Genomic DNA, 25,630 nt, shown 5'->3' with positions numbered 1-25,630 from the left:
CGGTGCGCCGGCCCGCGGCGTTCCGTGCAACCGATTATTGGAGTGAAAACTTACGGCCTACTGACGTGAATGGTTGCGCCGGCGGCTTGCTAACCCGCGACGAAGGTTCGTGAAAATAGGTCAATTCTGGTTCAACGCCGTGCAATATGCTGTGAACGCCGGACAACTTGGCTTTGGCGGCTTATGGCTGTCAGCCCGCGTTAGGGTAAGTCCTGCCCCGCTCGAGCACATGCAAACTGACACGCACCAGCGTTCCCGCGAGCCGCGGCGCGGATTGATAGACGTTGTCGTCGATCGTCAGCTCGCCGCCGTGCATCGTCGCGATCTCGCGGACGATCGCAAGCCCTAGGCCGCTGCCGTCGCCTTCGCGGCCGAGAATCCGGTAAAAGCGCTCGACGACCCGCGAACGTTCGGCGGCTGGAATGCCGATGCCAGTGTCTTCCACTTCGAGATGCACGAGCCGCGCGGCGGCGTCGCGCCTCACTCTTACGGTGATGCGGCCGCCCGCCGGCGTGTAGCGGATCGCGTTGTCGATCAGGTTCGACAACATCTCGCGCAGCATGACCGGATTGCCGTCGACCTCGACGGGTTCTTCCGGCGCCTCGTAGCCCAAATCCATCTGCTTGGCGAGCGCGGCCTGCACCCAGTCGCGCACGGCATTGCGCGCGACTTCCGTCACTTCCACCGGCGTGAAGATCTGTCCGGACATGCGGTTTTCGGCGCGCGCGAGCGCAAGCAGTTGCGTGACGAGCCGCGCCGCGTGCTCGGAGCTTGTCGCGATCTGCTCGAGCGAGCGATGCACTTCCGCCGACGCGTCTTGCCGCAGCGCCAGCTCGGCCTGAGTGCGCAGGCCGGCGAGCGGCGTTTTCATCTGATGCGCGGCGTCGGCGATAAAGCGCTTTTGCAATTCCATGTTCTGCTCGAGGCGCGTCAGCAGATCATTGAACGACGTGACGAGCGGCTCGATCTCCGGCGGCGCGCGACGCGCCTCGAGCGGCGACAGATCGTCGGGCCGACGCGCGCGGATGTGCGCCTGCAGCGCGTGCAGCGGCGCGAGGCCGCGCGAAAGGCCGAACCACACGAGCAGGATCGCGAGCGGCAGGATCACGAACTGCGGCAGGATCACGCCTTTGATGATGTCGTTGGCGAGCTGGCTGCGTTTGTCGAGCGTCTCGGCGACCTGCACGAGCACCGGCTCCGCGCCGGGCGTCTGCGGGAATTCGACCGTCGTATAGGCCACGCGGATGTCGTTGCCGCGCAGCATGTCGTCCCGGAAAGCGACAAGGCCCGGTTGCGGCCGGTCGTCTTCGTGCGGCAGCGGCATGTCGCGCTCGCCCGCCACCAGCTCGCCCCGCGTGCCGAGCACCTGATAGAAAACACTGTCGACGTTGTCCGTCCGCAAAAAGTCGCGCGTGGAATCGGGCAGCGTCAGTTCGGCCACGCCGTTGACCGGATGAATCTGCCGAGCGAGCACGTAGGCGTCGGTTTCCAGCGCGCGGTCGAACGGCCCGTTCGCGATCGACTTGGCGACCAGATAAGTGACGGCCAGGCTCATCGGCCAGAGCAGCAGCAAAGGCGCGAGCATCCAGTCGAGAATTTCGCCGAATAGCGAGCGGGGGCGCGCCTCGGCGGCGGCTTCGGTTTCGTCGGGCGGGGCGAACGGATTGGCGTAGCGCTCGTCGCGCGCCTCGTCGAGGTCCGCCGCGCGGGCCGTCGCGCGATCTGCGCGTGCGGACATGATGTGCTCTATTTGTAGTGGTGACTCGCCGGCATTCCGCCGGCCGGCGTTGACGGCGATGGTGCCGGTTCGGGCTCGGCGGGTGTGGTTGCCGCCGCATTCGCACTGGCATTCGCGGGCGCGACCGCTTTCTCGAGGCAGTAGCCGAGCCCTCGCACGGTGATGATGCGCACGCCGCTCGGCTCGATTTTCTTGCGCAGCCGGTGCACATAGACCTCGATTGCGTTGTTGCTGACTTCCTCGCCCCATTCGCAAAGATGGTCGACGAGCTGTTCCTTCGAAACCAGCCGGCCGATCCGTTGCAGCAGCACTTCGAGAAGACCCAGTTCGCGCGCGGACAGGTCGATCACCTGATCGTTGATATAGGCGATCCGGCCCACCTGATCGAAGCCCAGCGAACCGTGCCGCACGATCGTCGGACCGCCGCCCGCGCCGCGCCGCGTGAGCGCGCGTACACGCGCTTCGAGTTCGTTGAGGGCAAACGGTTTGGCCATGTAGTCGTCGGCGCCGAGGTCGAGGCCCTTGACGCGCTCGTCGACGCTGTCCGCGGCGGTCAGAATCAGCACCGGCAGGTTCGAATTGCGCGCGCGCAGGCGGCGCAGCACTTCGAGCCCGGACATGCGCGGCAGGCCGAGATCGAGAATCAGCAGATCGAAACTTTGCATCGACAGCGCGGTGTCGGCCTCGACGCCGCTCTTCACGTGATCCACGGCATAGGCCGATTGGCGGAGTGATCGAACCAGGCCGTCCGCGAGTATGCTGTCGTCTTCGGCAATCAGAATTCGCATGATGCGCCAGCTCAGGGCCTTGGCCGGCACCTCGGGTGTCCCCGCGGCGCACAGCGGTCTCCGAATCATTGTGGGTGGTTGGGCGGCGCGACAGTAAAAATGCGCGTTCGCATCAGAATCACGCTTGCCAAAACCACTGTTTTTTTATACAGTGTCTGAGTTTCGTGTGCTGTCCTTCAAAACTGGACGACACATCTGCCTCAGACGCCGTTCATCATAGCAAAGGACGATTCATGGAAGAAAGCAAGAAAGGCTCGGCTGGACTGACTGCTGAAAAGAGCAAGGCACTCGCTGCCGCCCTCGCGCAGATCGAAAAGCAGTTCGGCAAAGGGTCGGTCATGCGGCTCGGCGCAGGTGAGGTAGTCGAAGACATCCAGGTCGTTTCCACCGGATCGCTCGGCCTCGACATCGCGCTGGGCGTCGGCGGTTTGCCGCGTGGCCGCGTGGTCGAAATCTATGGTCCGGAGTCGTCGGGTAAGACCACGCTGACGCTGCAAGTCATCGCGGAAATGCAGAAGATCGGCGGCACGGCAGCGTTTATCGACGCGGAACACGCGCTGGACATTCAATACGCGGGCAAGCTCGGCGTGAACGTGAACGACCTGCTGGTGTCGCAGCCGGACACGGGCGAGCAGGCGCTGGAAATCGCCGACGCACTGGTGCGCTCGGGCTCGATCGACATGATCGTGATCGACTCGGTCGCGGCGCTCGTGCCGAAGGCTGAAATCGAAGGCGAAATGGGCGACTCGCTGCCGGGTCTGCAAGCGCGTCTTATGTCGCAAGCGCTGCGCAAGCTCACGGGCACGATCAAGCGTACTAACTGCCTCGTGATCTTCATCAACCAGATCCGCATGAAGATCGGCGTGATGTTCGGCAATCCGGAAACCACCACCGGCGGTAATGCGCTCAAGTTCTATGCGTCGGTGCGTCTGGACATTCGCCGCATTGGCTCGATCAAGAAGAACGACGAAGTGATCGGCAATGAAACGCGCGTCAAGGTGGTCAAGAACAAGGTTTCGCCACCGTTCCGCGAGGCGATCTTCGACATTCTGTACGGCGAGGGTATTTCGCGTCAGGGCGAAATTATCGACCTGGGCGTGCAGGCCAAAATCGTCGACAAGGCCGGCGCGTGGTACAGCTATAGCGGTGAGCGTATCGGCCAGGGCAAGGACAATGCGCGTGAATTCCTGCGCGAAAATCCGGACATTGCTCGTGAGATCGAAAACCGCATCCGCGAATCGCTGGGTGTGAATGCAATGGCCGAGGCAGTGACCGGCGCAGGCGCAGAAGTCGCGGACGAAGAGTAACCACTACGTGATACGCAAGGGCCGGCCATTGTCCAATTCTGGACGCAACGTGGGCGGCCCGCGTAATGACGGGAGCGATTCGCCCGAACGTTCGGCGCATGCGGATCTATCCGAAACATCGGATCGCTTTAATCCGTTCGATCGGCCTGAATCGTTCGATCCGTCTGAACCGTTCGACGCACACGATCGCGCCGCAGGCCGTGGCCCGCGGCGCGCGCTGTCTTCAAGCCAGCCCGACCAGTCCGCTGAGCCTACCTACACGCGCTCGAGTGAGTCGCGCGGCTCACGCAACTCGCGTAACAACTCACGCAGCTCGCTTCGTTCGCATGGGTCAGGCACCTCACGCAGCACATCTGCCTCAGACCAAACACCCGGCGACGCAGATCCCGCCCCAAGCGAAGCAAAAAAATCCCAACGCCCAGCACGTTCGCTCAAAGGACGCGCGCTCGGCTACCTATCGCGCCGCGAGTACAGCCGCAGCGAACTTGCACGCAAGCTGAAGCCATTCGTCGAAGAAAGCGATTCGCTTGAGACGCTGCTCGACACGCTCGAAGCCGAAAACTGGCTATCCGATTCCCGCTTCGCCGAAAGCCTGATTCATCGTCGTTCGTCGCGACTGGGTGCGAGCCGCATCGTTGGCGAATTGAAGCAGCACGCGGTGGATCGCACGCTCGTCGACGAAGCGAGCGCTCAATTACGCGAAACGGAACTGGCGCGCGCCCAGGCCGTATGGCGCAAGAAGTTCGGTCAGCTTCCGGAGACCGCGACTGAGCGCGCGAAGCAGGCGCGCTTTCTCGCGTCACGCGGCTTTTCTGGCGCGACGATCGGCAAAATCCTCAAAGGTATCGACGAAGAATGGAGCGGTGAATAACGGTGAAGGGCGCGAAATGACGCGAAACGGCGGAAAGTGCCGCGAAGCGCCAGAAGCAGGACAAGCACCACAAGTCCCACCAACCGCATCACCCGCACTAACGCTTCAACCCAACCTTCCCACCACCAACTCCAGCCATAACCCCACCCATAACCGGCCAGCAGGCCGTCCCCGCCGCATTCCGGGCTGTCCCGAATACCCAGTATGCTAAAATTCACGCGTTTTCCAATTCGGCCTTTCCTTTCCGCATGCCGCTTTCCTCGTCAGTGCCCCGTCAATTGCGCCATCGTCGCGCAATCCGGGCGGAAGCTTATGAACGAGCCGATGGCCTGTGGGATGTGGAAGCGTGCTTGACCGACGAAAAGCCACGCGACGTGGTCCTTGCGTCGGGCGTCCGGCCCAATGGTCAACCGATCCATGAACTCTGGCTTCGCATCACCATCGATCGCAAGCTCAATGTCGTCGACGCCGAAGCGTCGTCCGACTGGGTGCCCTATCCTGGGCTCTGCCAAGCCAGCAATCCCGCCTATCGTGCCCTCATCGGGCTCAATCTGTTCCACAACTTCCGTCGCGATGCTGCCCGTTTGCTGGCCGGCACGGCGGGTTGCACGCATCTCACCGAGCTGTGCGCGATCCTGCCGACCGCAGCGATCCAGGCGTTCGCCGGCGACGTATGGAACACCGGTGACAGCACGCCAGGCGCGAGTGCAAGTTCAGAAAGCGAGTCGACCGACGGCACCGCCGAACGTCTAAACGAAAAACCGCCATTCCAGTTGGGACGCTGCCACGCGCTGCGTTTCGACGGGGAGGCAGTGCAGCAGTTTTACCCGCGCTGGTATGGCCATGCGCCACGCCCAGCAGACCGCCCGGCATCGCCAGACAACGGGGCGGCCCGCCACGAAGGCAGGGGCAATGCGCCCGGCATGTTGGACGGTAGCGGAAGCGATGTTTAATCCAACTCTCAGACTGAAGGGAATCACGCATGAAGATTCACGAGTACCAGGGTAAGGAAATCCTGCGGAAATTCGGCGTCGCGGTACCGCGCGGCAAGCCGGTCTTCTCGGTGGATGATGCGGTCAAGGCCGCGGAAGAGCTCGGCGGCCCGGTGTGGGTCGTGAAGGCTCAGATCCATGCGGGTGGCCGTGGCAAGGGTGGCGGCGTGAAGGTTGCCAAGTCGCTGGATCAGGTTCGTGAGTACTCGAACCAGATCCTCGGCATGCAGCTCGTCACACACCAGACTGGTCCGGAAGGCCAGAAGGTGAACCGTCTGTTGATCGAGGAAGGCGCGGACATCAAGAAGGAACTGTATGTCGGCCTCGTGATCGATCGTGTTTCGCAGAAGATCGTCGTGATGGCGTCGAGCGAAGGCGGCATGGACGTCGAGGAAGTCGCGGAAAAGACGCCCGAGCTGATCCACAAGGTTGCCGTCGATCCGTCGACCGGCCTGAAGGACGCCGAAGCAGACGACCTCGCGAAGAAGATCGGCGTGCCCGACGCGTCGATCCCGCAAGCACGCGCGATCCTGCAAGGCCTCTACAAGGCGTTCTGGGAAACCGACGCATCGCTCGCCGAAATCAACCCGCTGATCCTGACGGGCGACGGCAAGGTCATCGCACTCGACGCCAAGTTCAACTTCGATTCGAACGCACTGTTCCGTCATCCGGAAATCGTCGCGTATCGCGATCTGGACGAAGAAGATCCGGCTGAAGTCGAAGCGTCGAAGTTCGACCTCGCGTACATCTCGCTCGACGGCAACATCGGCTGTCTGGTGAACGGCGCGGGCCTCGCAATGGCGACGATGGACACCATCAAGCTGTTCGGCGGCGAACCGGCGAACTTCCTCGACGTGGGCGGTGGCGCCACGACGGAGAAGGTCACGGAAGCGTTCAAGATCATGCTGAAGAACCCGAACCTGACCGCGATTCTGGTCAACATCTTCGGCGGCATCATGCGCTGCGACGTGATCGCGGAAGGCGTGATCGCGGCGTCGAAGGCCGTGTCGCTGAAGGTGCCGCTCGTGGTCCGCATGAAGGGCACGAACGAAGACCTGGGCAAGAAGATGCTCGCCGATTCCGGTCTGCCGATCATCTCGGCTGACAGCATGGAAGAAGCGGCTCAGAAGGTCGTCGCGGCTGCCGCGGGCAAGGCGTAATCAGCCTCCCACGGCGTTTACCAGGATTACGAATGGCGGCGCACGGTAGCGCACGGGCAACGCGGGCGAGAACGTTCCGCCTCGTTGCTCGTCGCGCCATCGTGTGACGCCAAACGAACAGAGGTCAATACATGTCGATTCTGATTAACAAAGACACCAAGGTCATCACGCAGGGCATCACCGGAAAGACCGGTCAGTTCCATACGCGTGCTTGCCGTGAATACGCAAACGGCCGCGAAGCGTACGTCGCAGGCGTGAACCCGAAGAAGGCCGGCGAAGATTTCGAAGGCATTCCTATCTACGCAAGCGTCGCTGAAGCCAAGGCTGAAACGGGCGCGACCGTGTCGGTGATTTACGTTCCGCCGGCAGGCGCTGCTGCTGCAATCTGGGAAGCAGTCGAAGCCGACCTGGATCTCGCGATCTGCATCACGGAAGGCATTCCCGTCCGTGACATGATCGAGATCAAGGACCGCATGCGTCGCGAAAACCGCAAGACGCTGCTGCTCGGACCGAACTGCCCGGGCACGATCACGCCGGACGAGCTGAAGATCGGCATCATGCCGGGTCACATCCACCGCAAGGGCCGCATCGGCGTCGTGTCGCGTTCGGGCACGCTGACGTATGAAGCAGTCGGCCAGTTGACGGCGATCGGCCTCGGCCAGTCGTCGGCAGTCGGTATCGGCGGCGATCCGATCAACGGCCTGAAGCACATCGACGTGATGAAGATGTTCAACGACGATCCGGATACGGACGCCGTCATCATGATCGGCGAGATCGGCGGTCCGGACGAAGCGAACGCGGCTGAGTGGATCAAGGGCAACATGAAGAAGCCGGTGGTCGGCTTCATCGCCGGCGTCACGGCGCCTCCGGGCAAGCGCATGGGCCACGCCGGCGCGCTGATCTCGGGCGGTGCGGATACGGCCGAAGCGAAGCTGGAAATCATGGACGCCTGCGGCATCAAGGTCACGAAGAACCCGTCGGAAATGGCGCGTCTTCTGAAGGCAATGCTGTAAATCGAAACTGGCGCCCAGTTCGAGCGCCTTTTTTGATACGCTTACGAGATCCTTTCGTAGCGTGCGTTCTCAAAAGCGGGGGAGTTAAACACTCCTCCGCTTTTTTATTGGCCGCGCGTCCGCTTCCTTCTTATTCTTTTGCTCATGCTCGAGTTCCTCGCCACGCTCCATTGGGGCGCAGTCATTCAGATCATCGTCATCGACATTCTGCTCGGTGGCGACAATGCCGTCGTGATCGCGCTGGCCTGCCGCAACCTGCCGCCCGCGCAGCGCACGAAGGGCGTGCTGTGGGGCACTGCGGGCGCGATCCTGCTGCGCGTGGTACTGATCGCGTTCGCGGTCGCGCTGCTCGACGTGCCGCTGCTGAAGTTCGCGGGTGGGCTGTTGCTGCTGTGGATCGGCGTCCGGCTGATGGCGCCGGCGCACGACGCGCACGAAAACGTGAAGCCCGCCGATAAGCTCATCTCGGCGATCAAGACGATCATCGTCGCCGATGCCGTGATGAGTCTCGACAACGTGATCGCTATTGCGGGCGCCGCCGAGGCCGCTGACCCGGAGCATCGCCTCGCGCTGGTGATCTTCGGACTCGTGGTGAGTATCCCGTTGATCGTATGGGGCAGCCAGATCGTGCTGAAACTGCTGGACCGGTTCCCGATCGTCATCACGCTCGGCGCCGCGTTGCTCGGCTGGATCGCGGGCGGGCTCATCATCAACGATCCGGCCGGCGACCGTTGGCCGGTCCTCGACACGCCGCTCGCCGAATACGGCATGAGCATCGCAGGCGCGCTGTTCGTCGTGATCCTGGGTTATGTGATCAAGCGCCGCAACGCGAAATCCGCGGCGGCCTGAAGGAACGCCAAGCATCACACCTGCGTGCGTTCCAGGTTCAACGTTAGCCATTCGGCTGACTGTCCGAGACGAGCGTCGCTCGCTACGATCAAAGCGCCTGTTCCCGATTCGTGGAGCAGGCGCTTTTCGTTTCAGGAGCCTGCCGATGATCGTCACCTTGCCTTATTCCCCTTATTCGCAATCCACGCTGGCGCACTCGCGATTCGCGCGAGCGCGCTGGTCCGCAACACTCGCGCGAGCGTGCCGCCGCGTCGGCTCGCGCCTCGGTCTCGGCTTCACGCTGATCGAACTGATGATCGTGCTGGCGATCGTCGGCGTGATCGCGGCCTATGCGATTCCCGCGTATCAGGACTACCTCGCGCGCAGCCGGGTGGGCGAGGGACTGTCGCTCGCGTCGTCGGCGCGTCTTGCCGTGTCGGAAAACGCGGCGAGCGGCAACGCGTTCGGTGGCGGCTACGCGTCGCCGCCCGCGACGCGCAACGTCGAGTCCGTTCATGTCGACGACGACAGCGGCCAGATCACCGTCGCCTTCACGACGCGCGTGGCGCCTGCTGGCTCCAACACGATCACGCTCGTGCCGTCGGTGCCCGACAACATCGATGCGCCCACCGCGCGCGTCTCGTTGGCGAAGGGCTCGGTGCAGGCGGGCGCGCTCGCGTGGGAATGCTTTGCCGGCGGCAAGACCGCGTCGTCGTTGCCGGCGCCGGGCGCAGGTCCGATGCCCGCGCAGGCGCCGACCTTGCCCTCACACCTCGCACCTCCCGAGTGCCGCGCGTAATGCAACACGCGTGATGCGACACGCGACACGCGCGACGCACGCACGGGTAGCTAGCCGTTCAAACGTAAATCGCTGATTTTCGGGATATTTCGGCCCAGCCGGCGCACAGCGCAAGGATTTTTTTGTATAGTGCGCCGGTTGCTGACGCCCACCCGCTTACTCGATGCCCACACCTTTCGCGCGCTACCTTTCTCTCATTCTGTTGGCTCTCGCGTTGGTGCTGCCTTATGCAGTCGTCAACCATACCTATCCGATTCCGACGTTCTACGCTGAATTCACAGCCCTCGCTTTGTACCTGCTGATGGGCGCCGGCGTGGTCTTGCTGGTCGCGGGTTCGCAGCCGCGCATCGGCTTTGCGTCGCCCGTGGTGGCGCTCGTGCCGCTGCTGTTCGGGCTGTTGCTGGTCGCGCAGTCGGTGCTGCTGCCGGTCTCGCAACCGTCGATGAACTGGCTCGGCGGCGGCTTTCTGTTGGCTGCATTCATGGCGACACACGCGGGCTACGGCTTCGCGCGCGCGAAGCTCAGCGAGACCGCGTTGCGCTGGGCGGCTTGCGCGCTGGTCGTCGGCGGGCTGTTTGCGGTGTTCTGCCAGGTCATCCAGCTCTTTCACCTGGAGACGCGCGTGTCGCCGCTCGTGGTCGCGTATAACGTGACGGTCGAGCGCCGGCCGTTCGGCAACATGGCGCAGGCGAACCACCTCGCCACGTATATCGCGTTTGCGATGGCGGGCGCGCTGTTCCTCGTGCAGACGCGCCGGATCGCCGTCCCGATCTGGGCTCTCGTCTCCACCATCTTTGCAGTGGGGCTCGCGTTGACGGTCTCGCGCGGCCCGTGGCTGCAAATGGGTGTGATCGTCGTCGCTGGTTTCTGGATGGCGTTCGCGCAGACCCGCGCCGAACCGCAGTTGCGCCGCAGTCATCGGCAATGGCTGATTCCCATTGCGCTCGCTGTGCTGTTCTTCGTCGTGAATGCGCTGATTCGCTGGGCCAATGTGCGCTATCACCTCGAACTCGGGCAGTCGGCGGCGGATCGTTTCAAGGACGCCGGCCAGATCGCGCCGCGGCTCGCGCTGTGGAAATACGGCTGGACGATGTTCCGCACGCATCCGTTGCTGGGCGTCGGCTGGGGCGAGTTTCCGAGCTATCAGTATCAGTACGCGAAGACGCTCGGCGGCGTCGAGATCGCCAATAATTCGCACGACGTCTTTATCGATCTGCTCGCGAAAACCGGCCTGATCGGACTTGCGATCGTGCTGTTCGGCCTCGTCACGTGGCTGGTGCGTGTGGTGCGCGCGCCGCAGAGCGCCGGGCGCGTATTCGGCATTGCGCTGATTGGCGTGCTCGTCATGCATGCGCTCGTCGAATATCCGCAGCAGTACATGTTCTTCCTGTTGCCGGCCATGTTCGTGTTCGGCTTGCTCGAGACGCGTCCGTTGCGGCTCGTGCCTGCGCGTCTGTCGTTTGGCGTATTCGCGGCGATCGTGTTCGGCGGCATTGCCGCGCTTTATCCGGTGTACCGCGATTACGCGCGCGCCGAGGTGCTGTACTACGGCTCGCGTCCGGCCGAGCAATATCGCGCGGACCCGTCGTTCCTTTTCCGGGCGTGGGGCGGGTACGGCATGGCAACGCTGTTGCCGATGAACTCGATGGACCTTCAGCACAAGCTCGCGATGCATCGTCAGGCGATGGCGCTGTTGCCAGGCGAAACCGTGCTGCGTCGTTATGCGGTGCTACAGGCGTTGAGCGGAGACACGGCCGCGGCATTCGATACCGTCGAGCGACTGAAAATCTTCGCCGAGGAACTGAAAGACTGGCCGTCGCAGTTGAGCTATCTGTATCAACTCTGCGATGAACAGAAGACGCTTGCCGGCTTCAAGGCGGAACTCGTCAAGCGTTACGGTCTGCCGTCGGGCGATGTCGAGCAGGAAGACGACGAGGAGTGAGGCGCGTCTTTGGTGGAAGTATCGGAGGAGGAGCGTGATCGCGAGCGTCGCCTTACGCCGCCACCCAATCCCCCGACTTCCCACCATGCTTCTCCATCACCCTCACATCGGTGATCGTCATCCCGCGATCCACCGCCTTGCACATGTCGTACACCGTCAGCAGCCCGACCTGCACGGCGGTGAGCGCTTCCATCTCGACCCCGGTTCTGCCTAGCGTTTCCACCTGCGCGGTGCAATGCACGGCGGGCGTCTCGTCGTCGAGTTCGAAGTCCACCTTCACGCGTGTCAGCGCGAGCGGATGACACAGCGGAATCAGATCCGCCGTGCGCTTTGCGCCTTGAATCGCGGCGATACGCGCAACGCCGATCACGTCGCCCTTTTTTGCGTTGCCGTCACGGATCAGCGCGAAGGTTTCGGGCAGCATGCGGATCGAGCCGCGCGCGATGGCGATGCGCTTCGTCTCCTGCTTGCCGCCGACGTCCACCATATGCGCGTCGCCGGCAGCGTCGAAATGAGTGAGTTCAGGCATGGTTGGCTCCTTCAGAGGGCGCCTATCATAGCAGTGCGGTGCGCCCGCCCGGCCCGGCGCCGGCCTGCCGGATGAGTGCGTCGACTGATTACAATTGCGCCATGCCCGCTATCTTAGTCGCGCGATGATCCGAGCGGCGGGCGTCGCTTTCGACTCCGTCATACGAACTCGCAATGCGTCTGAAACGGTCTCTTGCTGCGTTGCTCTGTGTTGCGCTGGCCGCGCCGCCTGGCGCGTTCGCGCAGACACGCGCGGCGTCCGGCGCTGCGCCGGTGCAGTCCGCTGAGCCGCCGCTCGTCAGCGGGCCGGTCGAGTCATACGCCGATCCGATCGTGCCGCCCGACATCGCGCAAGGCGTATTCGGCGTGTACGGCGGCGCGCAAAGCCGCTTCTCCGGCAACTCGGGCGCGAACCGCGGGGCCAACGGCGGTGGCACCGGCGGCTGGCGTGCGCCGATCGTCGCGCAGCAATTGCCCGACCTCGGCAGCGGCGGCGCGGGGACGCTCACGCCACAAGCCGAGCGCAAGCTAGGCGAACGCGTGATGCGCGACTTGCGGCGCGACCCCGACTATCTCGACGACTGGCTGGTGCGCGACTATCTGAATTCGGTCGCCGCGAAACTCGCCGCAGCGGCGAACGCGCTGTATATCGGCGGCTATCGGCCGGACTTCGATCTCTTCGCCGTGCGCGACGCGCAGATCAACGCGTTTTCGCTGCCCGGCGGTTTCATCGGCGTGAACACGGGGCTGATCGTCGCGACGCAAACCGAATCCGAACTCGCGTCCGTGCTCGGCCACGAGATGGGCCACGTCCTGCAACGCCATATCTCGCGGATGATCACCACCGGCGAGCGCAGCGGCTACGCGGCGCTCGCGGGCATGCTGTTCGGCGTTCTCGCGGGCGTGCTTGCGCATAGCGGCGACCTGGGCAGCGCGATTGCGATCGGCGGTCAGGCTTACGCCGTCGACAATCAATTGCGTTTTTCGCGCTCCGCCGAGCACGAGGCGGACCGCGTCGGCTTTTTGCTGCTCGCCGGCGCGGGCTACGATCCGTACGCGATGACGGCGTTCTTCGCCCGTCTCGACCGTGCGGCGATGAGCGATACCGGCATTCCGGCCTACGCGCGCACGCACCCGCTGACCGGCGAGCGGATCGCCGACATGGAAGATCGCGCGCGGCGTGCGCCATACCGGCAACCGCATCAGGTGGCCGAGTACGGTTTCGTGCGCGCGCGGGCGCGCTTGCTGCAGGACCGCTCGCGCAGCGAATACGCCGACGAGATTTCGCGCATGCGCTCGGAGATCGAAGACCGCACGGCGCTGAACGTCGCGGCGAACTGGTATGGCATCGCATACGGTCAGATGCTGCTCGAGCGTTACGACGACGCGGCTTCGTCGCTGGCGTCGTCGCGTGCGGTGTTTTCGGCTGGGGCACAGGCGGACGGCGACGCCGCGCGCACTTCCCCAAGTCTCGACGTGCTCGCCGCCGACATCGCGCGGCGTGCCGGCCGCGACGAAGACGCGGTGCGTCTTGCCGATCTCGCGCAAAAGCGCTGGCCGCAATCGAACGCCGCCATCGACATGCACATTCGCACCTTGCTGAGCTTGCGGCGATTCGCCGAGGCGCAGGCGCTGGCGCAGAAGGAGACGCGCGCGCAGCCGGATCAGCCGGCGTGGTGGTTGTATCTGGCGCAGGCGAGCGCGGGGACGGGCGATGCGCTCACGCGTCATCGCGCGCTTGCCGAGAAATTCGCGCTGGAAGGCGCGTGGCCGTCCGCGATCCGCCAATTAAAGGACGCGCGCGATATGAAGACGATCGGCTATTACGATCTGGCTACCGTCGACGCGAGGCTGCACGAGATGGAGAACCGCTACAAGGAAGAGCGGCTGGATGAGAAGGGTTAGGCGCGAAGTTCATGAACCCGCTCCTCTGAAGCATGCAAGCTGCGCGACGAGATGCCGAACCTCAAACCATCGCAGCCGGACTCGCCACAAACCCAAAGCGCGACGCAACTTCTTCGCTCCGTATCGGCTGAAGCGGCAACGTGACGCCGCCGTTCCAGTGGAACTCGCCGCTCAGGGAGTCGTCGGCGAGCGTCGCGTGGTCCGCGAAAACTTCGAGATCGTGATCGTGCAGAACGGCGATGCGCGGCGGCGCTGAGGGATTGCCAGGATCGGAAGCACCAGCGAACAGAATCCCGCCCTCATCGTCGGCAAACACGGCCGACGGTTCGAAACCATTGCCCACCTGATCTTTCAGCGCGAGCGCGCCGTCCGCCTCGACCGACAAACGCACGACCCACGGCGTATAGCCCAGCTCGACATACACGCGCTGCGGTCCGTTCTGAAAGAACCACTGCCCGCGTTCGTCGCGCTCGTAATTGCGATTGATGAAGCCGAGCAGCGCTTCGTGACGGATCGGCGTGCCGGGTGATCCGCTCGCCTGCGCGGCTTCGTCGCGCATGCGCCACTGGCCGCGCCGGTCGAGCATGAGCCAGCCGGTGCAAGCCGGTACGTTCGGCCACTTGGCCAACGCCTGTTTGACGATGTCATCCATGATCGACGTGCTGCTCCAGATAGCCGAACACGCGCCGCGACAACCAGTCGATCCGGCCAGGAAACGGTCCGGTCATGAAGCCGGCGTGACCGCCATGCCTCGGCTGATCGAGCTCCACCGCCGCCGACACCTCATGCCGCGACGGCAGCGCCTCGGCGGGCAGGAACGGATCGTTGCGCGCGTTCAGGACGAGCGTGGGCACCTGAATGTGCGGCAGCAACGGCCGCGTGGTGGCCACGCTCCAGTACTCGTCGGTATCGCGAAAGCCGTGCAGCGGTGCGGTCACGACGTTGTCGAACTCGTACATCGTACGGCTCGCGAGCATCGCGCCGCGGTCGAACAGGCCGGGAAACTGTACGAGCTTCTGGTCGGCCTTCTGCTTGAGCGTCTTGAGGAAGCTGCGCGTGTAGATCATGCCGAAGCCTTGCGACAACGCGCGGCCCCCGGCGTGCACGTCGATGGGCGTGGAGATCGCAGCGGCGGCGTGGACGACCGACGCCGCATCTTCGCGCCGCTCGCCGAGCCAGCGCAACAGCACATTGCCGCCGAGCGACACGCCCGCGGCGACGAGCGGCCCGCGATGCGCGGCGCGCAGGCGTCGCAAAATCCAGTCGACTTCGTTGCTGTCGGCCAGATGATAGAAGCGCGGCAAGCGGTTCAGCGCGCCGCTGCAACTGCGAAAGTGCGGCACCACGCCGTGCCAGCCATATTCGCGTGCGGCCGCCATCAACGACGATGCGTAATGCGAGGCGGAGCTGCCTTCCAGGCCGTGGAACAGGACGAGCAACGGCGCTTCGGCTGAGGGACTCTGACTAAGCGCCGCGTCTGCTGTCATGACCGAGGCTGGCGCGTTGTCGTGCCGAACCCAGTCGACGTCGATGAAATCGCCGTCAGGCGTGTCCCAGCGCTCGCGGCGAAACGACACGCTCGGGCGGCGCGCGAACAGCGACGGCACGATGGTTTGAACGTGCTTGTTCGGCAACCAGAGCGGCGCACGATAGAGCAGGTCTTTGGCGACCTCGACGGTGGCTTCGACTGCAGCTTCGACGCTTGCTTGCACAGTGGCTTCGACAGCCGCCGCGGGGCGAGCCGCGTCGTCGGGAGCGGGGCGCTCTTGTGGCGTCCCCCACGGGGACTTGCTGCGGGGCGTGCTCATGCCGGCTTCAAGCGAGAGTGTGGCGGCGCGGAGCGCGCGTCAGTGAAGCGACCCTTGGCCGTGCCGCATCTTGGTCGCGAACTGGCTGGCTGCTTCATTGGGCATCGGGCTCGCGTGAATGTGCGCGATGCGCCATTCGCCGCGTTCATGGACCATCACGTAGGTGGTGAAGACCATCGCCGGCGTGGCTTTCGGATCGACCGGACGATGCGCTTCCGCGATCGCATAAACGACCGTGCCGAGACTGTCGTAGACGCGAATGTCGAGCGGCTCGATCGAGACCGGCGCGGTTTCCAGCTGGATCTGCAAGCCCGTGCGGATGCTTTCGAGGCCGTGCAGATGCGAGCCGTCGGCGCAAATGCAGCTCACGAACTCCTCATCGATCCACAGGCCCATCAGGCTGTCGATATTGACCTCGGCGACGGCCTGGTAATAGGCGTTGAGGGTATCGGCGGCGGCTTCGAAGATATGGGCAAAACGTGGCATGGCTCGTCAGTCTCTTGTGCGCGGCGCGCGGTTGCAAGGCAGCGGTCAGCGGGACAGTCCGGTGCGCCGGACATTCGCACCCGAGCGCCAGAATGCCCGCGCCGCAAGGCGCGAACATGACGCGACGCGCTGAGGGGCGTGCGGTGTTGCGTGCAAGTGTCAGCCGGCTCAGCGGTGCGCGAGCAACATGCCGCGCAAATCGCCGAAAACCTGCTCGGCGCTCAACTGCTTCAGGCAGTTCAGATGACCCAGCGGACACTCGCGCTGAAAACAGGGGCTGCATTCGAGATGAAGCCATTGTACCTTCGCAAGCTCCGACAAGGGCGGCGTGTGCCGCGGATCGGTCGAGCCGTAGACGGCCACGAGCGGCCGGCGCAGCGCGGCCGCGACGTGCATCAACCCGGAATCGTTGGTGACGACTGCGTTGGCCCGCGAGATCAGCGCGCACGCTTCGCCGAGCGCCGTCTGGCCGCACAGATTGCGCACGTTCGGCGCTTTTTCGGCGATGGCCTGCGCAAGCGGCGCATCTTTCGGCGAACCGAGCGCGACGATCTGCGTGTACGGGAACGACTGGCCGACCATTTGCGCGAGCGCCGCGAAGTGCTCCGGCGGCCAGCGCTTGGCCGGGCCGTATTCCGCGCCGGGGCAGAACACGAGCAACGGCACCCGCGTGTCGAGATTGAAGCGCGCCGATACGCGCGCCGCCTCGTTCAGATCGGCGTCGAGCCGCGGCATCGGCAGGTCGTCGGGAATCTTCGCGCCGGGCGCGTAGGCGAGAGCGGCGTAATGGCCGACCATCGGCGGCCGCTCGTCCTTGCGCGGATTCGCGTGGCGCACGTTCAACAGGCCGATGCGGCTTTCTCCGGTATAGCCGATGCGCAGCCGGATGCCGGCCATCCACGGAATCAGCGCGGATTTCAGCGAGTTCGGCAGTACATAGGCCGCGTCGTAGCCGACGTCGCGCAAGTCGCTCGCGAGCTGCCAGCGACGCAGCATCTGCAGCTTGCCGTGCGCGAGATCGGTCGCGTAGACGTCGCGGATTTCCGGCATGCGTTCGAGCACGGGCGCGACCCACGAGGGCGCGACCGCGTCGATCGCCATGCGGGGATGCAGTTTCACGAGGCGCGCAAAAAGCGGCTGCGCCATCAATGCGTCACCGATCCAGTTCGGTGCGATAACCAACGCGCGACGCATCAGAGTGGGTGTCCGGTGTCGAAACGAAGCGCCGCGCGCGATGCGCGTGGCGCTTCGTTTAAATGAAAGTAAAGGGAAAAGGCCGTCGGCCGCGGGCACGCCGCAACGGCGCGCCCGCAATCAGTCGACAGCCGATGACGCAGACGAACGGCGCTCAGGTGTGAGGTTCAGTGACCCTTGATCACTTCGCCGTCGCGCAGCTTGTAACGCGTGCTGCAGTAGGGGCAGCGCGCCTCGCCGTGCGAGACGTCGATAAAGACGCGCGGGTGCGCGCTCCAGCGCGGCATGGCCGGATTCGGACAGTACGCCGGGAGGTCTTTTGCCGTGAGTTCGACCAGCGGCATTTCCTTGATATCGCTCATGAGACTTTCTCGTTGTATGCAGGGTGCGCGCGGTGCAGTGCGCGTTAAATCTTGGTCAGCCAGTGCGCGTACTTGTCGCTCTTGCCGTTGACGATGTCGAAGAAGCCCGACTGCAGCTTCTCCGTGATCGAGCCGCGGGCGCCCGCGCCGATGGTGCGGTTATCCAGTTCGCGGATCGGCGTGACTTCCGCGGCGGTGCCGGTGAAGAACGCTTCGTCGCAGGTGTAGACCTCGTCGCGCGTGATGCGCTTTTCGATCACCTGGATGCCCGCGTCGCGCGCGAGCGTGATGACCGTGTCGCGCGTGATGCCGTCGAGGCACGACGACAGATCCGGCGTGTACAGCTTGCCGTTGTTCACGAGGAAGAAGTTCTCGCCCGAGCCTTCCGACACGTAGCCGTCCACGTCGAGCAGCAGCGCTTCGTCGTAACCGTCGGCGACGGCTTCCTGGTTCGCGAGGATCGAGTTCACGTACCAGCCCGACGCCTTCGCGCGGACCATCGACACGTTCACGTGATGGCGCGTGAACGACGACGTCTTCACGCGGATGCCCTTGGCAAGCCCGTCTTCACCGAGGTAAGCGCCCCACGGCCACGCCGCGATCGCGACATGAATGGTATTGCCCTTGGCCGACACGCCGAGCTTTTCCGAGCCGACCCAGATGATCGGGCGCAGATAGCACGACTCGAGCTTGTTTTCGCGGACCACTTCGCGCTGCGCGGCGGCGAGCGTTTCATGGTCGAACGGCACGTCCATCTGAAAAATCTTGGCCGAGTTCAGAAGACGCTTGGTGTGTTCCTGCAGACGGAAAATCGCGGTGCCGCCGTCTGCCGTCTTATAGGCGCGCACGCCTTCGAAAACGCCCATGCCGTAATGCAGCGTGTGGGTCAGCACATGGATCTTGGCATCGCGCCAGTCGATCAGCTTGCCATCCATCCAGATCTTGCCGTCGCGGTCGGCCATTGACATACGGTTCTCCAGCAGGTGCGTGTTGGTGTGGAACCCCAAGCCCGTCGACTCGCGCGGGCGCCCGAAGCGCGGGAAAGCCGGGACGCGCCCGAAATTTCCGATGGGGTGCAGCGAAGAGCGTTATTTTAGCGTCTTTTGCACACGAAACGGGCATTTGGACGCAGGTCGGGCGCTATAATTCGGCGCACGCATAATTCACATCCGGACGCGCCAGCGGGTGCTTCACGACCTGGCGCCGATTTCGCTCCATTTCCTCATCGCGGCCTTCGGCGCCCGCGCTTTTCGCCTCATGCTCGCTCGCCTGTCAGATACCGATCGCCGCGCTTTCCTCGAGGGCGCGCGCGCCTATTCGCCCACGCTCATGGCGATCTGCTCGTGGGGGCTCGTCACCGGCATCGCGATGAGCAAGTCCGTGCTCACGCTGCCGCAGGCGCTCGCCATGTCGCTGCTGTGTTACGCCGGTTCGTCGCAACTCGCGGTGCTGCCGCTCCTCGCCGCCAAGCTGCCCATGTGGACGGTGCTGCTCACGGCCGCGATGGTGAATACGCGTTTCGTGATCTTCAGCGTCGGCCTTGCCCCGCATTTTTCCTATCTGTCGATGTGGCGGCGTATCGCGCTCGGCTACTTCAACGGCGACGTGATCTATCTGCTGTTCCTCAAGAAGAACTTCCCGACCGGCTACGTGCCCGGCAAGGAGGCGTACTTCTGGGGCATGGCGGTGTCCAGCTGGCTGTCGTGGCAGGTGGCGTCGATAGCGGGCATTCTGCTGGCGAGCCTGATTCCGGATAACTGGGGACTCGCGCTCGCCGGCACGCTGGCGCTGCTGCCCATCATGGTCGCGGCGATCGCCACGCGTTCCACGCTGGTGGCGGTGTGCATCGCGGGCATCGTGTCGTTGCTCGCTTTCGATTTGCCGTATCGCCTCGGGCTGCCGCTTGCGGTCATCGCGGCGATTCTCGCGGGGAGCGCGGCCGATCTGATGGCCGAGCGCGCCGACTTGCGCCGCGTTCGTAACAGCGCGGGAGATTCGCGATGACGTCCGTGGAAGTGTGGCTCGCCATTCTCGGCATGACCGTCGTCACCGCGGTGACACGCGCGATGTTTCTAATCGGCGGCGAACGCACGGTTTTGCCGGCGCGCGTGCAGCGCATGCTGCGCTACGCACCCGCCGCGGCGCTCGCCGCCGTCGTACTGCCGGACGTGCTCGGCACGCCCGACGGCCTGTCGTTCGCGCCGTCGAACCATGAGTTCTATGCGGCGCTCGCCGGCCTCGGCTGGTTTTTGTGGCGGCGCACCATGCTCGGTACGATCGTCGTCGGAATGATCGTGTTCACGGTATTGCGCCTTTTGATGTAGTTTCAGGCGTTGCGATGTTGCATTGCGGCATGCGGCGCGCGGCATTCGAATACGGGAGATTCGCCCGCGGGCGGGTCAGAAGGCTGTGCGGATCAGTTAAAATGCCCCTTTCCGGGATGACCGCGCCAACGCCTGGCGCCCGCGCCGCGGCGTTCGCACCGGCCTCCCGCTTCGTGGGGCCGCCGTGCCGACGCGCCGCAGTTGCTGCGCCGAAAGCCGTGTGCGCCGTCCGCCATCGCCTTCCATCAACTCGCACACAAACGCCCATGAACAAGGTACTGCGTCTCTCCGATCTGATCGCCGAAGGCAAGCTGTCCGGCAAACGAGTGTTCATCCGCGCCGATCTCAACGTGCCGCAGGACGATCAGGGCAACATCACCGAAGACACCCGCATCCGCGCCTCGGTGCCGGCGGTCAAGGCCGCGCTCGACGCGGGCGCCGCGGTGATGGTCACGTCGCACCTGGGCCGTCCGACCGAAGGCGATTTCAAGCCGGAAGACTCGCTCGCGCCGGTCGCGAAGCGCTTCGCCGAACTGCTCGGCCGCGACGTGCCGCTGGTGGCGAACTGGGTCGAAAACGGCGTGAACGTCGCGCCGGGCCAGGTCGTGCTGCTGGAAAACTGCCGCGTCAACAAGGGCGAAAAGAAGGATTCCGACGAGCTCGCGCAGAAAATGGCGAAGCTCTGCGACATCTACGTGAACGACGCGTTCGGCACCGCGCACCGCGCCGAAGCGACCACGCACGGCATCGCTAAATATGCGCCCGTGGCTTGCGCCGGTCCTCTGCTGGCCGCCGAGCTCGAAGCGCTCGGCCAGGCGCTCGGCGCGCCGAAGCGCCCGCTGGTCGCGATCGTCGCGGGCTCCAAGGTTTCGACCAAGCTGACCATTCTGAAGTCGCTCGCCGAGAAGGTGGATCAGCTGATCGTCGGCGGCGGCATTGCGAACACGTTCATGCTGGCCGCGGGCCTGAAGATCGGCAAATCGCTGGCCGAAGCCGATCTGGTGAGCGAAGCCAAAGCCATTATCGACGCAGCGAAGGCGCGCGGCGCATCGGTGCCGATTCCGACCGACGTGGTCACGGCCAAGGAGTTTTCGCCGACCGCCAAGGCCGAAATCAAGGCCGTCGCGGACGTCGAAGACGACGACATGATCCTCGACATCGGACCGGACACCGCGAAGGCGCTCGCCGCGCAACTCGAAAAGGCCGGCACCATTGTGTGGAACGGGCCGGTCGGCGTGTTCGAGTTCGACCAGTTCGGCAACGGCACCAAGACGCTGGCCGACGCGATCGCGAGGTCGTCGGCGTTTTCGATTGCGGGCGGCGGCGATACGCTCGCTGCGATCGCCAAGTACGGCATCCACGACAAGGTCAGCTATATCTCGACGGGCGGCGGCGCTTTCCTCGAGTTCCTCGAAGGCAAGAAGCTGCCGGCGGTCGAAGTTCTGGAATCGCGGGCTTAACGTGGCGGCGCGCTCCCCAACGGCGAAGTCTGCGAAAGCGAACGGTCAGCGCGGCAAGCCGCGCGACACCGCGGCAGCAACGGCGGGGGAGCGTACAGCGCGCCCCGACGCCGCGACGGCGGCCAAGGAGTCCGAGCTTGCCGGCACGGTTGCCGCCGCGCTGGCCACCGCACTCGAAGCTGCCGCCAGCGAAGCCACGCCGGCGGTCAGCGAATCGGAACAATCCGTCGGATCTACAGCTACATCTCCACCCGCGCCCCCCGCGCCGGTGTCGAATACCGCTTCACCCCATAAAGCGACGCTGGTTTCAACCGGCGCGCAGCCCCCGGCAGCATCTTTCGGTGCGCAGCCTCCGCATCCGACTCGCAGCGCTCTTTCCAGCGATCCTATCCAGACGAGGAGACTCATGCATCGCGCCACCAAGATTGTCGCTACCATCGGACCGGCTTCCAGCACGCCGGAGATCCTGCTGCAAATGATTCAGGCAGGCGCCGACGTGGTGCGGCTCAATTTCTCGCATGGCACCGCGGACGACCACCGCCAGCGCGCCGAATTCGTGCGCGAGGCGGCTCGCCAGGCGGGCCGCGAGGTCGCCATCATGGCGGACCTGCAAGGCCCGAAGATCCGGGTCGGCAAATTCGAAAACGGCAAGGTCACGCTCGTCTCCGGCGAGCCGTTCATCCTCGACGCCGACTGCGAGCTCGGCAACCAGGAACGCGCGGGTCTCGACTACAAGGACCTGCCGCGCGACCTGAAGCCGGGCGACGTGCTGCTGCTCAACGACGGCCTGATCGTGCTGAACGTTCAGCGCGTGCTCGGAAACGAGATCCACACGATCGTGAAGATCGGCGGCGACCTGTCGAACAACAAGGGCATCAACCGCCAGGGCGGCGGCCTGACAGCGCCCGCGCTGACCGCCAAGGACATGGAAGACATCCGCACGGCCATGTCGCTCGGCGTCGATTTCGTCGCGGTGTCGTTTCCGAAGAACGCGACCGATATGGAAATGGCCCGTCAGCTCGCGAACATCGCCGGCGCGCCGTATGGCATCAAGCCGAAGATGATCGCCAAGATCGAGCGCGCGGAAGCCATTCCGGCGCTGCAAGGCATTCTGGACGCATCGGACGGCATCATGGTCGCGCGCGGCGATCTCGCCGTGGAAGTGGGGAATGCCGCAGTCCCCGCGCTGCAAAAGCGCATGATTCGGATGGCGCGCGAGTCGAACAAGTTCGTGATCACCGCGACGCAGATGATGGAGTCGATGATCTACGCGCCGGTGCCGACGCGCGCCGAAGTGTCGGACGTCGCGAACGCAGTGCTCGACGGCACGGACGCGGTGATGCTGTCGGCGGAATCGGCGGCGGGCAAGTATCCGGTGCAGACCATCGAGACAATGGCCGCGATTTGCGTTGAAGCCGAGAAGTCGGAGCAGTCGGAACTGGACAAGGATTTCCTCGACCGCACGTTCACGCGCATCGACCAGTCCATCGCGATGGGCGCGCTGTTCACGGCGTTCCATCTGGGCGCGAAGGCGATTGTCGCGTTGACCGAATCCGGCTCGACCGCGCTGTGGATGTCGCGTCACTGGACGCACGTGCCGATTTTTGCGCTCACGCCGCGCGTCGGCAGCGAGCGGGCGATGGCGTTGTATCGCAACGTGACTTCGCTGCATCTGGACACGAACACCGACCGCGACACGGCGTTGCAACAGGCGTTGGAGACGGTCGTCGGCAAGGGTTATGCGTCGCGCGGCGACATGGTCGTGCTGACCGTCGGCGAGCCGATGGGCCAGGCCGGCGGCACCAACACGCTGAAGATCGTGCGCGTCGGTGAGCCGTATTGACCGGCGGTACTGGCCGACTGGCGCAGGCTTGATCGAGCGAAGCAGGCTGGCCGACAGGTATGCGGCTTGCTTCGCTTTCTGATCGCCCAAAAGATGCCGGCGGCAAAAGAATTCGTTTCAATCTAAGGAGTACAGCATGCCTCTCGTATCAATGCGTCAACTGCTGGACCACGCCGCTGAAAACGGCTACGGCCTTCCGGCATTCAACGTGAACAATCTGGAGCAGGTGCAGGCGATCATGGCGGCGGCCGACAAGGTCAACGCTCCGGTCATCATGCAGGCATCGGCCGGCGCGCGTAAGTACGCGGGCGAAGCGTTCCTGCGCCATCTGATCGAAGCAGCGGTCGAGTCTTATCCGCACATTCCCGTCGTGATGCATCAGGACCACGGCCAGTCGCCGGCGGTCTGCATGGCGGCGATCCGCAGCGGCTTCACCAGCGTGATGATGGACGGCTCGCTCGAAGCCGACGGCAAGACGGTCGCTTCGTATGAGTACAACGTCGAAGTGTCGCGCAAGGTGGTGGAAGCGGCGCACTCGATCGGCGTCACGGTCGAAGCCGAACTCGGCGTGCTGGGCTCGCTGGAAACCATGAAGGGCGACAAGGAAGACGGCCACGGCGCGGAAGGCACGATGACCCGCGAGCAACTGCTGACCGACCCGGAGCAGGCCGCCGACTTCGTCAAGCTCACGCAATGCGACGCGCTGGCCATCGCCATCGGCACGTCGCACGGCGCGTACAAGTTCAGCAAGAAGCCGACGGGCGATATTCTGTCGATCCAGCGCATCAAGGAAATTCACCAGCGCATTCCGAACACGCACCTGGTGATGCACGGTTCGTCGTCGGTGCCGCAGGAACTGCTGGCCGAGATCCGCGAATTCGGCGGCGACATGAAGGAAACCTACGGCGTGCCCGTCGAGGAAATCCAGGAAGGCATCAAGCACGGCGTGCGCAAGGTCAATATCGACACCGACCTGCGTCTCGCGATCACCGGCGCGATTCGCCGCTACATGGCGACCAACCCGGGCAAGTTCGATCCGCGCGATTATCTGAAGCCGGCGCGCGAAGCCGCGATGAAGATTTGTATCGAGCGCTACACGCAATTCGGCTGCGAAGGCCAGGCCGGCAAGATCAAGCCGGTTTCGCTTGATAAAATCGCGGAGAAGTACAAGTCGGGCGAACTCGCGCAAGTCGTCCGCTAAGCTCCCGTTAAGCTCCCGGTTGCGTCATTTTTTGCTGTGCGCCTGGCCGTTTGGCCAGGTTGTCGTCAGATCGCCGTTCCCGCATCATCCGGGGAACGGCGTTTCCCTTTTGTTCCGCTCACACTTTTTTGCCTCACTTTTAGCGAACCACGACGATGTCTACCCTTTACGAATCCACGCTCCGCTCGCTGCCGCTGCTCGGCCGCGGTAAAGTCCGCGACAACTATGCGGTGGGCAACGACCAGTTGCTGATCGTCACGACCGACCGTCTGTCGGCGTTCGACGTCATCATGGGCGAGCCGATTCCGAACAAGGGTCGCGTGCTCAACGAAATGGCCAACTTCTGGTTCGAGAAGCTCAAGCACGTCGTGCCGAATCACCTGACGGGCGTGGCGCCCGAGTCGGTCGTGGCGGCTGACGAAGTCGAGCAGGTCAAGGGCCGCGCGGTGGTCGTCAAGCGCCTGGAGCCGATTCTCGTCGAAGCCGTGGTGCGCGGTTATCTGGCCGGCAGCGGCTGGAAAGACTACCAGGCCACCGGTTCGGTCTGCGGCGTGGAATTGCCGCCGGGGCTGCAAAACGCGCAGAAGCTGCCCGAGCCGATTTTCACGCCGGCAGCCAAGGCCGAAATGGGCCATCACGACGAAAACATCACCTACAACGAGATGGAACGCCGCATCGGCACCGAACTGTCGGCCACGATCCGCGACATCTCGATCCGGCTGTACAAGGAAGCCGCGGACTATGCGGCGACGCGCGGCATCATCATCGCGGATACGAAGTTCGAGTTCGGTCTGGACAACCACGGCAAGCTGTACCTGATGGACGAGGCGCTCACCGCAGATTCGTCGCGCTTCTGGCCGGCCGACCAGTATCAGGTTGGCACGAATCCGCCGTCGTTCGACAAGCAGTTCGTGCGCGACTGGCTTGAAACGCAAGACTGGGCGAAAGAGCCGCCCGCGCCGAAGCTGCCGGACGACGTGGTCCAGAAGACGGGCGAAAAATACCAGGAAGCGCTCGAGCGTCTGACCGGGCACAAGCTCGCCTGACCGCTTCCGACCCGCCAACCCGTAGCAGCGAAGCC

24 protein-coding genes are annotated in these 25,630 nt (G+C 64.2%); 15 read left to right on the top strand and 9 right to left on the bottom strand.

Annotated elements, in window-relative coordinates:
• Positions 1-190 precede the first annotated feature (190 nt).
• On the bottom strand, positions 191-1,738 hold the full coding sequence (locus CUJ91_RS14915) for a sensor histidine kinase (protein WP_114156460.1): 1,548 nt from the start codon (positions 1,736-1,738) through the stop codon (positions 191-193).
• Positions 1,739-1,746: 8 nt separating this feature from the next.
• Complete coding sequence (locus CUJ91_RS14910) at positions 1,747-2,526, bottom strand: response regulator transcription factor (protein WP_029968189.1); 780 nt, start codon at positions 2,524-2,526, stop codon at positions 1,747-1,749.
• A gap of 233 nt (positions 2,527-2,759) precedes the next feature.
• Here CUJ91_RS14910 and recA point away from each other — a divergent pair, with 233 nt between their 5' ends.
• From recA to CUJ91_RS14870, 8 genes are all read left to right on the top strand, one after another.
• Positions 2,760-3,833: a recombinase RecA gene (gene recA / locus CUJ91_RS14905; RefSeq protein WP_006049956.1), complete on the top strand. Its 1,074-nt coding sequence runs from the start codon at positions 2,760-2,762 to the stop codon at positions 3,831-3,833.
• Positions 3,834-3,840: 7 nt separating this feature from the next.
• On the top strand, positions 3,841-4,704 hold the full coding sequence (recX, locus tag CUJ91_RS14900) for a recombination regulator RecX (RefSeq protein ID WP_114156459.1): 864 nt from the start codon (positions 3,841-3,843) through the stop codon (positions 4,702-4,704).
• Positions 4,705-4,952: 248 nt separating this feature from the next.
• Positions 4,953-5,657 carry a DUF2889 domain-containing protein gene (locus CUJ91_RS14895; RefSeq protein ID WP_006049958.1) on the top strand — a complete coding sequence of 235 codons (705 nt, stop codon included), beginning with the start codon at positions 4,953-4,955 and terminating at the stop codon, positions 5,655-5,657.
• Between the two features lie 29 nt (positions 5,658-5,686).
• A complete protein-coding gene (sucC, locus tag CUJ91_RS14890) occupies positions 5,687-6,856 on the top strand; it encodes an ADP-forming succinate--CoA ligase subunit beta (RefSeq protein ID WP_006049959.1) in 1,170 nt (389 codons plus the stop codon).
• A 131-nt stretch (positions 6,857-6,987) separates the two neighbouring features.
• The gene (gene sucD, locus CUJ91_RS14885; RefSeq protein WP_006049960.1) at positions 6,988-7,869 is read left to right on the top strand and encodes a succinate--CoA ligase subunit alpha; all 882 of its coding nucleotides are present in this window, start codon (positions 6,988-6,990) and stop codon (positions 7,867-7,869) included.
• A gap of 144 nt (positions 7,870-8,013) precedes the next feature.
• A complete protein-coding gene (locus tag CUJ91_RS14880; protein ID WP_006049961.1) occupies positions 8,014-8,718 on the top strand; it encodes a TerC family protein in 705 nt (234 codons plus the stop codon).
• Between the two features lie 145 nt (positions 8,719-8,863).
• A complete protein-coding gene (locus tag CUJ91_RS14875) occupies positions 8,864-9,496 on the top strand; it encodes a pilin (RefSeq protein ID WP_029968183.1) in 633 nt (210 codons plus the stop codon).
• A gap of 163 nt (positions 9,497-9,659) precedes the next feature.
• On the top strand, positions 9,660-11,438 hold the full coding sequence (locus CUJ91_RS14870) for a PglL family O-oligosaccharyltransferase (RefSeq protein ID WP_006049963.1): 1,779 nt from the start codon (positions 9,660-9,662) through the stop codon (positions 11,436-11,438).
• A 52-nt stretch (positions 11,439-11,490) separates the two neighbouring features.
• On the opposite strand, the gene moaC is transcribed toward CUJ91_RS14870, so the two are convergent.
• Positions 11,491-11,967, bottom strand: a complete 477-nt coding sequence (gene moaC, locus CUJ91_RS14865; protein ID WP_029968179.1) for a cyclic pyranopterin monophosphate synthase MoaC — start codon at positions 11,965-11,967, stop codon at positions 11,491-11,493.
• Between the two features lie 173 nt (positions 11,968-12,140).
• On the opposite strand from moaC, the gene CUJ91_RS14860 reads away from it, so the two are divergent.
• Positions 12,141-13,871, top strand: coding sequence for a M48 family metalloprotease (locus CUJ91_RS14860; protein ID WP_114156458.1), 1,731 nt, complete (start codon positions 12,141-12,143; stop codon positions 13,869-13,871).
• A gap of 61 nt (positions 13,872-13,932) precedes the next feature.
• Here the strand turns inward: CUJ91_RS14860 and CUJ91_RS14855 are convergent, their stop codons facing one another.
• From CUJ91_RS14855 to CUJ91_RS14830, 6 genes are all read right to left on the bottom strand, one after another.
• The gene (locus CUJ91_RS14855; protein ID WP_006049966.1) at positions 13,933-14,523 is read right to left on the bottom strand and encodes a DUF2946 family protein; all 591 of its coding nucleotides are present in this window, start codon (positions 14,521-14,523) and stop codon (positions 13,933-13,935) included.
• The gene (locus CUJ91_RS14850) at positions 14,516-15,679 is read right to left on the bottom strand and encodes a YheT family hydrolase (RefSeq protein ID WP_114156457.1); all 1,164 of its coding nucleotides are present in this window, start codon (positions 15,677-15,679) and stop codon (positions 14,516-14,518) included. The genes CUJ91_RS14855 and CUJ91_RS14850 overlap by 8 nt, the downstream gene beginning before the upstream one ends.
• A 39-nt stretch (positions 15,680-15,718) precedes the next feature.
• The gene (locus CUJ91_RS14845) at positions 15,719-16,165 is read right to left on the bottom strand and encodes a nuclear transport factor 2 family protein (protein ID WP_006049968.1); all 447 of its coding nucleotides are present in this window, start codon (positions 16,163-16,165) and stop codon (positions 15,719-15,721) included.
• Between the two features lie 168 nt (positions 16,166-16,333).
• Entirely contained in the window at positions 16,334-17,359 is a 1,026-nt protein-coding gene (gene waaF, locus CUJ91_RS14840) for a lipopolysaccharide heptosyltransferase II (RefSeq protein WP_006049969.1), read from the bottom strand.
• A 167-nt stretch (positions 17,360-17,526) separates the two neighbouring features.
• Positions 17,527-17,721: a zinc-finger domain-containing protein gene (locus CUJ91_RS14835; RefSeq protein ID WP_006049970.1), complete on the bottom strand. Its 195-nt coding sequence runs from the start codon at positions 17,719-17,721 to the stop codon at positions 17,527-17,529.
• A gap of 44 nt (positions 17,722-17,765) precedes the next feature.
• A complete protein-coding gene (locus CUJ91_RS14830; RefSeq protein ID WP_114156456.1) occupies positions 17,766-18,689 on the bottom strand; it encodes a branched-chain amino acid transaminase in 924 nt (307 codons plus the stop codon).
• Positions 18,690-18,978: 289 nt separating this feature from the next.
• Between CUJ91_RS14830 and CUJ91_RS14825 the strand changes: the two genes are divergently transcribed.
• The 6 genes from CUJ91_RS14825 (at position 18,979) to CUJ91_RS14800 (ending at position 25,595) form a co-directional block, all read left to right on the top strand.
• On the top strand, positions 18,979-19,725 hold the full coding sequence (locus CUJ91_RS14825) for an AzlC family ABC transporter permease (protein WP_006049972.1): 747 nt from the start codon (positions 18,979-18,981) through the stop codon (positions 19,723-19,725).
• Positions 19,722-20,045, top strand: coding sequence for an AzlD domain-containing protein (locus CUJ91_RS14820; protein WP_006049973.1), 324 nt, complete (start codon positions 19,722-19,724; stop codon positions 20,043-20,045). The genes CUJ91_RS14825 and CUJ91_RS14820 overlap by 4 nt, the downstream gene beginning before the upstream one ends.
• Positions 20,046-20,311: 266 nt before the next feature.
• Positions 20,312-21,505: a phosphoglycerate kinase gene (locus tag CUJ91_RS14815; RefSeq protein WP_006049974.1), complete on the top strand. Its 1,194-nt coding sequence runs from the start codon at positions 20,312-20,314 to the stop codon at positions 21,503-21,505.
• A gap of 406 nt (positions 21,506-21,911) precedes the next feature.
• Entirely contained in the window at positions 21,912-23,348 is a 1,437-nt protein-coding gene (pyk, locus tag CUJ91_RS14810; protein WP_006049975.1) for a pyruvate kinase, read from the top strand.
• Between the two features lie 136 nt (positions 23,349-23,484).
• Entirely contained in the window at positions 23,485-24,549 is a 1,065-nt protein-coding gene (fba, locus tag CUJ91_RS14805; protein WP_006049976.1) for a class II fructose-bisphosphate aldolase, read from the top strand.
• A gap of 155 nt (positions 24,550-24,704) precedes the next feature.
• Positions 24,705-25,595 (top strand): phosphoribosylaminoimidazolesuccinocarboxamide synthase, encoded by an 891-nt coding sequence (locus CUJ91_RS14800; protein ID WP_006049977.1) that lies wholly within the window; start codon positions 24,705-24,707, stop codon positions 25,593-25,595.
• Positions 25,596-25,630 lie beyond the last annotated feature (35 nt).

Origin of the sequence: Paraburkholderia graminis, assembly GCF_003330785.1 — a bacterium.
Classification (GTDB): Bacteria; Pseudomonadota; Gammaproteobacteria; order Burkholderiales; family Burkholderiaceae; genus Paraburkholderia; species Paraburkholderia graminis.
This window is presented reverse-complemented; position numbering and strand designations above follow the sequence as displayed.